Consider the following 12,247-nt stretch of genomic DNA (forward strand, 5'->3'; position numbering starts at 1 on the left):
ATCGCCGGCCGGGCCGCCGTGGGCGTGGCCTTCGTGGCGGCCCGCAGCAGGGGCGCCGGCGCCGGTCCCGCTCGGCGGCTCGCCGGGGCGGCGGCCCGGTGGCTGCTGCTGTTCACCCGGTCCCTGCCGCCGCCGGTCTGGGCCCTGCTGGCCCTGTTCCTGTTCCTGCCAGGGCCGCTGCCCGGGGCGCTGGCCCTCGCCGCCTACAACTTCGGGATCCTGGGGCGGTTGTGCGCCGAGGTGGTGGAGAACCTGGACCGGCGCGCCCATGACCACCTCGTCGCGGCCGGCTCCCCGCCACTCAGTGCCTTCGCCTACGGGATCGTCCCGCAAGCCGGAGGGCGATTCCTGTCCTACGGGCTGTACCGCTGGGAGGTGGCCATGCGGGAGACGGTCGTGGTCGGCGTCGTGGGGGCCGGCGGCCTGGGGCGGCTCCTGGAGGACCAGCGGGTCGCCTTCGACTACGGCGGCATGAGCGGGACCATCCTGGCCCTGGTGGTGCTCTCCGCCCTGGTCGATCTGATCAGCAGCGCCGTGCGGCGCACCCTGCGCTGACCAGACCGGTCAGGTCACTCGTCCCCGAGGCCCAGCTCCTTGGCCTTACGCTCCCACGCCTCATGCTCGTTGTCCCGCAGCTCGCGTTTCTCCACGCGGGCCTCGAGGCGGTCGATGCGGCGCTCCACCTCGGGCTTGACCTGCCCCGATTCCAACGCCTCGATGCGCTTCTTGAGGCTCTCGAGTTCCTTCGGGTCGGCATCGTTGTCCGAGCCCGGAATGGCCTTGCCGGTCACCATGCTGAACACCATGAGGCCGCCCCAGACGAGGATGGCGATGATGGCGACCCACGCGAACCATGGCATGGTGTTCTCCTTCTCGAGGACGGCGGCCGGGGCGCCCGCTGCGGTACGCGCCCGGCCGGCGTCGTGGTGGGTTATCTGATGGACTGGCCGGCGGAGCCGAGTTCCTGGCAGGCCTGCCCCACGCGGCTGGCCATGGCCTCCTCGGCCTTGGCGCCCCAGGTGCGCGGGTCGTAGAGCTTCTTGTTGCCGACCTCGCCGTCCACCTTCAGGACGCCGTCGTAGTTCTGGAACATGTGCGTCACCACCGGGCGGGTGAAAGCGTACTGGGTGTCCGTGTCCACGTTCATCTTGATGACGCCGTAGGACACCGCGTCCGAGATCTCCTGGGACGAGGAGCCGGACCCGCCGTGGAAGACCAGGTCGAAGGGGCGGTCCCGGCCGATGCTGGCGCCGACCTCCCGCTGGATCTCGTCCAGGATCTCCGGGCGCAGCTTGACGTTGCCCGGCTTGTACACGCCGTGGACGTTGCCGAAGGTCAGGGCCGTGATGTAGCGGCCGTTCTCCCCGGCGCCGAGGGCCTCGATGGTGGCCAGGCCGTCCGCCACGGAGGTGTAGAGCTTGTCATTGATCTCGTGCGCCACGCCGTCCTCCTCGCCGCCGACCACACCGATCTCCACCTCGAGGATCTGGCGGTTGGCGTGGGTGCGGGCCAGCAGCTCGCGGCCGATGCGCAGGTTCTCCTCGAGCGTCTCGGCCGAGCCGTCCCACATGTGGGAGTTGAAGAACGGGTCACGGCCGGCTTTGACCTCTGCCTCGGAGGCGTCCAGCAGCGGCATGACGAAGCCGTCCAGCTTGTCCTGGGGGCAGTGGTCCGTGTGCAGGGCGATGTTGACGTCGTACTGCTTGGCCACCTCGCGGGCGAAGGCCACCATGGCCAGCGAACCGGTGACCATGTCCTTGACGGAGGAGCCGGAGAAGTAGGCCGCGCCGCCTGTGGAGGCCTGGATGATGCCGTCCGAGCCGGTCTCGGCGAAGCCGCGGATCGCGGCGTTCAGCGTCTGGGAGCTGGTGACGTTGATGGCCGGGTAGGCATAGCCGCCGTTCTTGGCGGAGTCGATCATTTCGGCGTACTTGTCCGGTGAGGCGATGGGCATTGCGGCTCCTTGACATCGATAGGCATCGGGTGACCCTGTCCATGGCCCATCCTAGTCAACCGACCTCCCCAACCGAGCTACTCCACCGAGGCCGCCGGACCCGCCGGGCCGGCGGCCCGTCAGGGGCGCTGGCCGAAGACGTGCTGGCGGATCCACGCGTGCATGGCGATGCCGGCGGCGGAGGCGGCGTTGATGGACCGGGTGGATCCGTACTGCGCGATGGACAGCGTGGCCTCGGCCGCCGCATGGGCCTCCTCGGAGAGTCCTGGCCCCTCCTGGCCGAAGACCAGCACGCACCGCTCGGGCAGCGCGAACGTCTCCAACGGCACCGAGTCCGGGAAGATGTCGATGCCGACCACGGCCAGCCCCTCGGCTGCGGCCCAGGCCGTGAAGTCCTCCACGGTGGGGTGGTGGTGCACGTGCAGGTACCGGTCCGTGACCATGGCCCCGCGGCGGTTCCAACGGCGCCGCCCGATGATGTGCACGCCGGCGGCGTTGAAGGCGTTGGCGGTGCGCACCACGGTGCCGATGTTCAGGTCGTGCTGCCAGTTCTCGATCGCCACGTGGAACGGGTGCCGCTTGGTGTCCAGGTCCGCCACGATCGCCTCGAGCGTCCAGTACCGGTAGGGGTCCGCCACATTGCGCCGGTCGCCCCCACGCAGCAGGTCGGGGTCCCACTGCTCCCCCGCGGGCCAGTCGCCCTCCCAGGGGCCCACGCCCACCTCGCGCTCGGGTAGTGCCGAGTCCACCCCGCGCGCGACGTCGGCGCTCCCGTTCTCCGGTCCGTCCGGCACCGCGGCACCCGGGGTGCCGGGGCCGGCGTCGGGCGTCACTTGAGGCGGTCGACGAGCGCCCAGGAGGCGAGCGCCGAGGCCCCCGCCACGGTCAGGACGGCCGGCCACGGGCCGATCCTCTTGGCGAGGGGGTGGGAGGCGCCGAAGCCGCCGATGTACAGGGCCGACAGCGCGACGGTGGTGGCGGCTCCGCCCTTGGCGGCCCACGTGCGGCCCGCATAGGCGCCGGCCGCGGCCAGGACCACGCCGCCGAGGGCGCGGACCCCGGTCTCCCGGGCGGTGAGGTAGCCGCCGACGAGGCCGAGAGCGGCCAGGGGGGCGGTCACAACGGACTCTGCGGGCTTGAACACACCGGTTTCACTCATGGGCACCACGGTAGCCGGTGTCCACGGCGCACAATGGACCCGTGACCATCGTCGACAACGCCATCTACAAGGACGGCCAGCGCATCCTGGCGCCCACCTCGCTGCAGGAGACCTTCGAGCAGTGCAAACGGCTCGGCGGGATGGCGTGGGTGGGGCTGTACCGGCCGGACGAGGCGGAGTTGCAGGAGGTGGCGCACGAACTCAACCTGCACGAGCTGGCCGTGGAGGACGCCCTGGTGGGCGGGCAGCGGGCCAAGCTTGAGCGCTATGACGACGACCGCTTCTTCGTGTTGATCCCCGCCCGGTACCTGGACGAGTCGGAGACGGTGGAGTTCGGCGAGCTCAACGTGTTCGTGGGCCGCGACTTCGTGGTCACGGTCCGCCATTCGGAGGTCCCGGACCTCACCCGCGTCCGGCGGCACCTGGAGGAGCAACGGCCGGAACTGCTCGCCGCCGGGACCTCCGCAGTGGTGCACGGGATCCTCGACTCCGTGGTGGACGACTACTTCCCCGTGGCCGAGGGCCTGGAGAACGACATCGCCGAGATCGAGGACCAGATCTTCGCCGGGGACGGCAACGTGACCCGCCGCATCTATGAGCTCTCCCGCGAGGTGGTGGGTTTTCACCGGGCGATCCGATCCCTGCCGCACATGCTGGAGACCCTGGTCGAGGCCCTGGAGGGGGATCCGGGCAAGGTCGAGCTACTCCGCAAACTGCGTGACGTGCACGACCACAGCGTGCAGCTCAATGACCGCGTCACCTCCATGCGCACGATGCTCGAGCACGCCCTGGAGCTGGACTCCACCCTGACCTCGAAGAAGCTCGCCGAGGTCTCCGTGGCGCAGAACGAGCAGGTCAAGCGCATCTCGTCCTGGGCGGCCATCATCTTCGCCCCGCAGCTGGTGGGCTCGATCTACGGCATGAACTTCGACCTCATGCCCGAGCTGCACTGGGTGTGGGGCTACCCGTTCGCCCTGGGGCTGATGCTGGCCGTGGCGCTGACGCTGTTCATCCTGTTCAAGCGCAACGACTGGCTGTGACCCGCGAGGTCTACCGGTCAGTCGAGGCCGAGCTCGTCCTTGCCGAAGGCGTACAGGTACTGCACCCCGGCCTCCTCCTCGATGCGCTCGGCGGCGCCGGTGTCCCGGTCCACGATCACGGCCACGGCCTGCACCTGGCCACCGGCCTGGCGGACTCCCTCGACGGCGGTCAGCGCCGACCCGCCGGTGGTGGAGGTGTCCTCGAGGACGACGACGGGGCGTCCGTCCACCGACGGCCCCTCCACCTGGCGGCCCATGCCGTAGGACTTCTGCGCTTTGCGGACCACGAAGGCGTCCAGGGCCCGGCCCTGGCGGCCGGCCTCGTGCAGCATGGCGGTGCCGACCGGGTCCGCGCCCATGGTCAGCCCCCCGACGGACTGGGCCTCGACGCCGGCCTGGTCCAGCAGGTCCAGCATCACCCGTCCCACCAGCGGGGCAGCCTCATGGTGGAGGGTGATGCGGCGCAGGTCGATGTAGTAGTCGGCCTCCGTGCCGGAGGAGAGGGTGACCCTTCCGCGCACCACGGCCAGTTCCTTGATGAGTTCCAGCAGTCGGGCACGGTCCTGGGTCTGATTCGTCATGGACTCCATCCTAGATTCCCTGACTCTGGATTCTCCGGCAGTGCACTCCTAGGGTGGTGACATGAGTGACCCCATTGACCGGGAGGCCCCGACGGGCACCCCCACCGAACAGATGCTCAGCTACTGGATCAACCTGGTGGACACCCTGCTGACCACGCGCGTCAACGAGTCCCTCGCCGAACACGGGCTCACCCGCGCCCAGTGGCAGTTGATGAACACCCTGACGGCGCGGCCCCAGACCAGCGAGGAGCTCGGCCAGTCGCTGGCGCCGGCGGCGGCCACCACCGAGGAGGGTCCGCGGACGGTCGAGGAGCACCTGGACGAGCTCGTCGAGTCCGGCTGGCTGGTGGCCGAGGGCGGGATGTACACCCTCACCAGCACGGGACGCACGTCCGGCGAGCGCGTGGCCGCCGTGGTGGAGGAACTCCGGGCGGAGATCACCGAGGGGCTCGATGACGGGCAGTACCAGAGGGTGGTCCAGGCGCTGAAGACCATGGCCAGGAACCTCGGCTGGGAACATGCCTGAAACATCCCGGGGCCTAGGCTGGGCTCATGCGTGAACTGCAGCGAGAGATCATCGCCGAGATGGGCGTCAGCCCCGAGATCGATCCGGCCGTCGAGGCGGCCAGACGCGTGGCCTTCCTCCAGGATTATCTCCGGGCCTCTGGCGCCCAGGGATTCGCCCTCGGCATCTCCGGAGGCCTGGACTCCACCCTGGCCGGCCGCCTGGCCCAGCTGGCCGTCGAGGGGCTCCGGACTGAGGGCGAGCAGGCCGAGTTCGTCGCGGTCCGCCTGCCCTACAACGTGCAGCACGACGAGGACGACGCCCGGGCCGCCTTGGACTTCATCCGCGCCGACCGCGAGGTGACCTTTGACATCGCCGCCGCCGTGGACGGGTTCGAGTCCGAGTTCGACACCGCCCTCGGCGAACCGATCTCCGACTTCAACAAGGGCAATGTCAAGGCACGCGTGCGCATGGTCGCCCAGTATGCGATCGCCGGGGGCCATGGCCTCCTGGTGATCGGAACGGACCAGGCGGCCGAGTCCGTGACCGGGTTCTTCACCAAGTACGGCGACGGCGGCGCGGATGTGCTGCCGCTGTTCGGCTTGAACAAACGCCAGAATCGCTCGGTGCTCCGCCACCTCGGTGCCGCCGAGAGGCTGTGGTCCAAGGTGCCCACGGCGGACCTGCTGGACGGCAAACCGGGTCAGACCGACGAGGCCGAACTGGGTCTGGACTATGACACGATCGACGACTACCTTGAGGGCCGCACGGTCCCGGAGGAGGCCGCCGAGAAGCTGGAATCCATCTACCTGCGCTCCCGGCACAAGCGAACGACGCCGGTCACCATCCTGGACGGCTGGTGGCGCGGCTGACGTTCGCCCGGGCCTAACGCCCCACGGGCACCTTGCGCATGACCAGCCAGGACACCCCGTTGGCGAGGACGGCGATCACGACCAGCAGGCCGGCGATCTTGGCGATGAGGTTCGTCGTGAAGAACGTCATCAGGTCCACCCCGGTGCCGAGCACCAGGGCCACCGCCCCGAGGATGATGATCAGCAGCCCGGCGATCCCGGCCATCACGCCGTACTGGCCCCACCGCAGGTAGACGGCGGCCAGGCCGGCACCGACCGAGAGGCACACGAGGGCGATCGCGAAGCTGATGAGCAGGGCGGCCCCCAGGTCACCATCGCCCAGCGCGTAGACATCGAACATGCGTGCCCCGGTGAACCAGTGTCCGGTGGCCTGCTCCAGCAGCAGGAAGATGCCGATCAACGCCGCCAGGTAGACGGAGTGCACCACGATCCACAGGGCGGTCCCGGCCCAGTAGTGCCGGCGGGTGGATCCCATCATGCCGATGGCGAAGGGCATGGTCCGGGCGTAGGCGTAGACGCCGATCGTCACGATGAAACCCGGCCAGGACCACAGGGCGGCCTGGTTGTAGCGGAAGCCTTCGGCCAGTTCGTCGGCCGTAGCCGGCGTCAGGGCCACCAGCAGCAGGAAGATGACCACACACACGGCGGCCACGGAGGCCAGCATGATGATCGGCACCCAGAACATCTGCAGGCGGTCCACGAAGTGCAGCCGGACGATGCGCAGGACGGGATTCATCCCGTGGTGGGCGGAGGCGGCCGGGGCGGGCCCGGCCTGGGTCAGGGTTGCGGTGCTCATCGTGACTCCTTCGGGGTTCCGGCGACGGTCTCGCCCATGGTGTCGGTGGGCCGCGAGCCGATCGCGGCCACCAGGTCCTGGAGCCCGACCGGGCCGATCTCCAGGCGTTGCTCGGCCGCGGCGGCGGCCAGGCCGGCGTCGGGCTGTCCGGCCAGGGTGACGGAGGACAGGCCGCCGATCCGGCGGGAGTGCAGGATGCTCCTGCCCTCCGTGAGCTGCCCGACGGCGGCCGCCGGGCCAGAGAGGGAGAAGGCGGCGCTGCGCGCCGAGTCCGCATCGGCATCCATCAGGATCCGGCCGTCGTCGATCACGAGGACCTTCTCCAGCAGGTCCGCGGCCTCGTCGATGAGGTGGGTGGACATGACGATGGTGCGGGGGTGCTCCAGGTAGTCCTGCAGCATCACGTCGTAGAACAACTGGCGGGCCGTGGCATCCAGCCCGAGGTAGGGCTCGTCGAAGAACGTCAGCGGGGCCCGGGCCGCGAGGCCGACGACGATCGCCACCGAGGACAGCTGTCCGCGGGAGAGCTTCTGGATCTTCGTCTCCACCGGCAGCCGGAACATCCTCACCAGCCGTTCGGCGAATTCCTGGTCCCAGTTCTCGAAGAACCAGGGGGCGGACTTCAGCACGTGCCCCGCCTTGAAGGACTCCGGGTACTTCTGGTTCTCCCGGGCGAAGCACAGGCGGGAGGCAGTCTCGATGTCCTCGAAGGGTTCCCGGCCCAGCACGGAGACCTCCCCGTGAGTGGCTCGGTCCTGGCCGGAGAGGATGGACAGGGCGGTGGTCTTGCCCGCGCCGTTGCGGCCGAGCAGCCCGCAGATGGAGCCGGCGGGAATGTCGAAGTCGAGGCCGTGCAGGATCTCCTGGCGGCCGAAGGACTTACGCAGCCCGCGCACGCTGATCGCCGCCTCCGGGTTGGTCGGTTGCCCGGCCGGCAGCGGCCTGGCCTCGCGGCTCAGGGCGTCCGCGGCGTGGCCGGTGCCGGATGAGGCGTCCTGCGCGGTGTGGTGGAGGCCGCCGGGTGCGGTCTCGGGAACGGTGTTGGGAGTGAGGTGCATGATTCCCCCTACAGGGTTGATCGGGTGGTGTCGGCGGCGGGTGCGAGATCGGCGGCGGTGCGGCGGATCATCCCGGACAGGTCCTCCGGGGTGATCTCCAACCGGGCCGCCTCGGTGAGCAACGGGTGGATGTACTGCCGGGTGAAGGCCTCACGGCGGGAGCTCAGCAACTGCTGCCGGGCTCCGGGCGCCACGAACATGCCGATGCCCCGTTTCTTGTAGAGGATCCCCGCGTCCACGAGCAGGTTGATCCCCTTGTTGGCGGTGGCCGGATTGATCCGGAGGAACGCGGAGAACTCGGTGGTGGAGGGGACCTGTGTCTCCTCCGGGTAGGTCCCGTCCACGATCCCCTGCTCGATCCGGAGCGCCAATTGGCGGAAGATCGGCTGCGCGGCGTCCATCTCCATGCGGCGCTCCATTCCTGGGGTCAGAACCGAGTTCTTCTTTCGACGACTCGGTCCATTGGTTCATTACTTGCGTAACTAACCTAGCAACCTGTTTCCGCCCTGTCTACCCCACCCCTCCGGTTCGTTAGGCTGGCCAGGTGAAGATCGCGACCTGGAATGTGAACTCCCTCCGAGCCCGAGCCGACCGCGTCGAGTCCTGGCTCGAACGCACCGACGTGGATGTCCTGGCCATCCAGGAGACCAAGTGCAAGGACGAGAACTTCCCGTGGGAGCTCTTCGAGCGCATGGGCTACGAGGTGGCCCACTTCGGCTTCTCCCAGTGGAACGGGGTGGCCATCGCCTCTCGCGTGGGCCTGGCAGACGTCGAACGCACCTTCTCGGGCCAGCCCGCCTTCGGCAAGGGCGGCCTGGACCCGGTCCAGGAGGCCCGCGCCATCGCCGCGACGGTGGGCACCGGTGCGGACGCGGTGCGCCTGTGGTCCCTCTACGTCCCCAACGGCCGCGCCCTCGAGGACGAGCACATGCCCTACAAGCTGCAGTGGCTCCACATCCTCAAGGAGCAGGCCGCCGCGGACCTCGCCGCGGACCCGAACCTGCGCCTGGCCCTGACCGGTGACTGGAACATCGCCCCGCAGGACGAGGACGTCTGGGACATCCAGTTCTTCCGGGACCAGGGCCTGACCCACGTGTCCGCACCGGAGCGGGCCGCCTTCCACGCCTTCGAGGAGGCCGGGTTCCAGGACGTCGTCCGCCCGCGCCATCCGGGTCCCGGGGTCTACACCTACTGGGACTACACGCAGTTGCGCTTCCCCAAGAAGGAGGGCATGCGCATCGACTTCGTCCTGGCCTCCCCGGCCCTGGCCGACTCCGTCACGGACGCCTGGATCGATCGTGAGGAGCGCAAGGGCAAGGGCGCCTCGGACCACGCCCCCGTGGTCGTGGACCTCGGCCCCTGAGCGCCGAACGCCATGGAGTACCAGTCCGAGCTGCGCGTCTACCAGCCCCTCGCGGCCTTTCCCGACGCCGTCCAGGCCGAGTACCAGCGCGCCAGTCGCCGCACGCGCGCGGAGGCCGAGCAGGAGGCCGCCGGCCGCGCACAGCGCCGGCTGCTGCGCGACGTCACCGACCCGTTCCCGCACGGCCGTGACCTGGTCCGCGTGCTGCGGGTCCCCGTGGCCGACGGCGGGGCCCCGGTCTCCGAGTACTTCTGCCCAGACGAGATGGCCCTGCGGAGCGAGCTCGCGGCCGAGCAGCTGGCCGACTCGATGCGCCCGCAGATCTTCACCCTGCTCGTCCCCGAGGCGGCCCGGCAGGCCAACATCGAGCGGCTGGCGGAACGGCTGGAGTTCGGCGACCCCGAGGCCCTGCACCAGGTCCATACCCGCACCGCGGTGTGGGGCGTCCCCGCCAGCTGGTTCGCACTGGTGCACGAGGATGACGAGGTGACCGTGATCGGTAACCCGGACTCCCCCGCGTCCGTGCGCCTCACCGTGCCGCTGGAACTGGCCCTGGAGCGGGGCCGGCACGCCGCCGTCGTGCTCTCCCTGCACGCGCCGGACATGGACCTGCTGAACGATCTGACCGTCCTGGTGTCCTGGCTGGAGTCCTTCCATCCGGATTCCCACGTGGAACTGGACTACGGCGGGCTGGCCCGGCTCGTGTGGCCGGACGATTCCCCCTTCGACGTCCGCACCGCCGTCGAGGCCCTGGAGGACGGGGAGACCGAGGCCGCCGTGATCGCGAACCACCGGATGGTGCGCCGCTGGCTGCCGGTCCGGCAGCTGGGCCGGGCCAGCTGACGCCCACCCCTTCCCTGACACCGGCCGACCACTAGGCTGGGCGCATGACCACGGGACCGCTGAGCACCCCACCGTCCGAGGCACGCAACCATCCCGTCAACCCCTGGTGGGTGGACGCGGTGATCTACCAGGTCTACCCCCGTTCCTTCGCGGACGCGGACGGGGACGGCATGGGCGATCTCGCCGGCGTGACCGCCCAGTTGCCGTATCTCCAAGAGCTCGGGGTGGACGCGATCTGGCTCTCCCCGTTCTACGTCTCCCCGCAGCGGGACGGCGGCTACGACGTGGCCGACTACCGGGACGTGGATCCCCTCTTCGGCAACCTGGAGGATGCGGAACGGCTCCTGGACGCCGCTCACGAGTCCGGGCTCCGGGTGATCGTGGACCTGGTGCCCAACCACACCTCCTCCGCCCATCCCTGGTTCGTCGAGGCGCTGTCCGCCGATCCACGGACCGAGGCCGGCCGCGCGGTCCGCGACCGCTACCTGTTCCGGCCCGGGGCCGGTGTGGATGGCGCGGAGGCTCCGAACAATTGGCAGTCCACGTTCGGCGGGCCGGCATGGACCCGCACCACGAATCCGGACGGCACTCCCGGGGACTGGTACCTGCACCTGTTCGACTCGTCCCAACCGGACCTGAACTGGGACCACACCGAGGTCCGGGACGAGTTCGAGGACATCCTGCGCTTCTGGCTGGACCGCGGCGTGGACGGCTTCCGCGTGGACGTGGCCCACGGGCTCGTGAAGGCCGAGGGCCTGCCGGACCACCATGCCCGCCCCGGTATGGTCACGGATGCCGGGCTCCTCACCGCCGCAGGGGATGCCGATGCCGGTGAGGACGTCGCCGGCCACCGCGAGGCCAACCCGCAGGACCATGCCCATCCCGTCCCGTATCACGACCAGGAGGGGGTCCACGAGATCTACCGATCGTGGAACGCCGTCCTGGCGGACTATGACCACGATCCGATGCTCGTGGCCGAGGCCTGGGTATCCCCGCTGGAGCGGTTGTTCCGTTATGTCCGCCCGGGCGAGATGCACCAGGCCTTCAACTTCACCTTCCTCCTGGCCGGGTGGGACGCGGTGCGCATGTCCGATGCGATCACGGTCTCCGTCCAGGAGGCCGCGAAGGTCGGGGCGCCGAACACCTGGGTGCTGTCCAATCACGACACGGTCCGGCACGCCTCACGCTTCGGGCTCTCCGACCCCACGCGCTATCCCAACGGCCTCGGCGCCGAGGACGAACAGCCGGACGAGGCACTCGGCTGGAAGCGCGGCCGCGCCGCGGCGATGATCGAGCTGGGGCTGCCCGGATCGGCCTACATCTACCAGGGAGACGAGCTGGGCCTGCCCGAGCACACGACCTTGGACGACTCCCTCCGCCAGGACCCCACGTTCGTGCGCACCGAGGGCGAGGAGAAGGGCCGGGACGGCTGCCGCATCCCCCTGCCCTGGCGCGCCGACGCACCCGGGTTCGGCTTCGCCGTCGGACCTCAGGCCGGCGCCGTGCCGTCTCCGCCCACACCGGATGCTCATGCTTCCCCCGGGAACGACGCCGGCGCGGCACCGTCCGTTGCCGCGGCACCCTGGCTGCCCCAGCCGGAGTCCTACGGGACCTACGCGGCGGACCGGCAGGTCGACGTCGCCGGTTCGACCTTCGAGCTGTACCGTCAGCTGCTCGGCGTCCGCGGGGAGCTGGACCTGGGCACCGGGGCGTTCGCGTGGTCGCGGTTCCACAGCCCCGAGCTCGGCGTACTGGCCTTCACCGTGGCGACGGGCGGCGGCCAGGGCGGGTATGACCTCGATTCCGGTGACCACATCCCGGAGAAGGTCGCGCTGGTCATGGCCAACATGGGCCAGACTGCGGTGGAGATCCCGGAGGAGTACGCGGCGGCGATCTTCAGCCACGACGAGGCGCTGCAGGACGGGCAGCTGATGCCCGATTCCGCTGCCTGGTTCCTCCGGCGCTGAGGTGCAGGGAACGACGAAGGCCCCCACTCTGGTGAGGGGGGGCCTTCTGTTGCTGGTGGCTCCGACCGGCGTCGATCCGGTGACCTTTCGATTTTCAGTCGAACGCTCT

General features: G+C 69.8%; 15 protein-coding genes. 7 read left to right on the forward strand and 8 right to left on the reverse strand.

All coding sequences use genetic code 11. From position 1 onward, the window contains the following. A partial coding sequence (locus tag RUH65_RS13350) for an ABC transporter permease subunit (RefSeq protein WP_313818046.1) occupies positions 1-555 on the forward strand: 555 nt, incomplete at its 5' end. A 14-nt stretch (positions 556-569) separates the two neighbouring features. Here RUH65_RS13350 and RUH65_RS13355 read toward each other — a convergent pair. The 4 genes from RUH65_RS13355 to RUH65_RS13370 form a co-directional block, all read right to left on the reverse strand. Continuing rightward, entirely contained in the window at positions 570-860 is a 291-nt protein-coding gene (locus RUH65_RS13355; RefSeq protein WP_313818047.1) for a hypothetical protein, read from the reverse strand. Positions 861-931: 71 nt separating this feature from the next. Then, positions 932-1,954: a class II fructose-bisphosphate aldolase gene (gene fbaA / locus RUH65_RS13360; protein WP_313818048.1), complete on the reverse strand. Its 1,023-nt coding sequence runs from the start codon at positions 1,952-1,954 to the stop codon at positions 932-934. Between the two features lie 119 nt (positions 1,955-2,073). Continuing rightward, the gene (locus tag RUH65_RS13365; protein ID WP_313818062.1) at positions 2,074-2,703 is read right to left on the reverse strand and encodes an RNA methyltransferase; all 630 of its coding nucleotides are present in this window, start codon (positions 2,701-2,703) and stop codon (positions 2,074-2,076) included. Between the two features lie 80 nt (positions 2,704-2,783). Then, positions 2,784-3,113 (reverse strand): hypothetical protein, encoded by a 330-nt coding sequence (locus tag RUH65_RS13370; protein ID WP_313818049.1) that lies wholly within the window; start codon positions 3,111-3,113, stop codon positions 2,784-2,786. A gap of 41 nt (positions 3,114-3,154) precedes the next feature. Between RUH65_RS13370 and RUH65_RS13375 the strand changes: the two genes are divergently transcribed. Then, positions 3,155-4,153 (forward strand): magnesium and cobalt transport protein CorA, encoded by a 999-nt coding sequence (locus RUH65_RS13375; protein ID WP_313818050.1) that lies wholly within the window; start codon positions 3,155-3,157, stop codon positions 4,151-4,153. Positions 4,154-4,170: 17 nt separating this feature from the next. Here the strand turns inward: RUH65_RS13375 and pyrE are convergent, their stop codons facing one another. After that, positions 4,171-4,743, reverse strand: coding sequence for an orotate phosphoribosyltransferase (gene pyrE / locus RUH65_RS13380; protein ID WP_396180273.1), 573 nt, complete (start codon positions 4,741-4,743; stop codon positions 4,171-4,173). A 52-nt stretch (positions 4,744-4,795) separates the two neighbouring features. Between pyrE and RUH65_RS13385 the strand changes: the two genes are divergently transcribed. Together RUH65_RS13385 and nadE are read left to right on the forward strand one after the other, a co-directional pair. Further along, positions 4,796-5,260 carry a MarR family winged helix-turn-helix transcriptional regulator gene (locus RUH65_RS13385; RefSeq protein ID WP_313818052.1) on the forward strand — a complete coding sequence of 155 codons (465 nt, stop codon included), beginning with the start codon at positions 4,796-4,798 and terminating at the stop codon, positions 5,258-5,260. 26 nt (positions 5,261-5,286) lie between these two features. Next, positions 5,287-6,111: an ammonia-dependent NAD(+) synthetase gene (nadE, locus tag RUH65_RS13390; protein WP_313818053.1), complete on the forward strand. Its 825-nt coding sequence runs from the start codon at positions 5,287-5,289 to the stop codon at positions 6,109-6,111. 13 nt (positions 6,112-6,124) lie between these two features. Here nadE and RUH65_RS13395 read toward each other — a convergent pair whose 3' ends face one another. The 3 genes from RUH65_RS13395 to RUH65_RS13405 are packed head-to-tail and all read right to left on the reverse strand — an operon-like array spanning position 6,125 to position 8,366. Then, positions 6,125-6,907, reverse strand: a complete 783-nt coding sequence (locus RUH65_RS13395) for a hypothetical protein (RefSeq protein WP_313818054.1) — start codon at positions 6,905-6,907, stop codon at positions 6,125-6,127. Continuing rightward, positions 6,904-7,965 (reverse strand): ABC transporter ATP-binding protein, encoded by a 1,062-nt coding sequence (locus RUH65_RS13400; RefSeq protein ID WP_313818056.1) that lies wholly within the window; start codon positions 7,963-7,965, stop codon positions 6,904-6,906. Before RUH65_RS13400 ends, RUH65_RS13395 begins: the two co-directional genes overlap by 4 nt. 8 nt (positions 7,966-7,973) lie before the next feature. Beyond that, positions 7,974-8,366, reverse strand: a complete 393-nt coding sequence (locus RUH65_RS13405) for a GntR family transcriptional regulator (protein WP_313818063.1) — start codon at positions 8,364-8,366, stop codon at positions 7,974-7,976. Positions 8,367-8,509: 143 nt separating this feature from the next. Between RUH65_RS13405 and RUH65_RS13410 the strand changes: the two genes are divergently transcribed. The 3 genes from RUH65_RS13410 to RUH65_RS13420 are packed head-to-tail and all read left to right on the forward strand — an operon-like array spanning position 8,510 to position 12,138. After that, positions 8,510-9,328 (forward strand): exodeoxyribonuclease III, encoded by an 819-nt coding sequence (locus RUH65_RS13410; RefSeq protein WP_313818058.1) that lies wholly within the window; start codon positions 8,510-8,512, stop codon positions 9,326-9,328. 12 nt (positions 9,329-9,340) lie between these two features. After that, a complete protein-coding gene (locus RUH65_RS13415) occupies positions 9,341-10,171 on the forward strand; it encodes a hypothetical protein (protein ID WP_313818060.1) in 831 nt (276 codons plus the stop codon). 44 nt (positions 10,172-10,215) lie between these two features. Continuing rightward, positions 10,216-12,138: a glycoside hydrolase family 13 protein gene (locus RUH65_RS13420; protein WP_313818061.1), complete on the forward strand. Its 1,923-nt coding sequence runs from the start codon at positions 10,216-10,218 to the stop codon at positions 12,136-12,138. Positions 12,139-12,247: the final 109 nt, after the last annotated feature.

The organism is Citricoccus sp., assembly GCF_032154715.1.
Taxonomy (GTDB): domain Bacteria; phylum Actinomycetota; class Actinomycetes; order Actinomycetales; family Micrococcaceae; genus Citricoccus.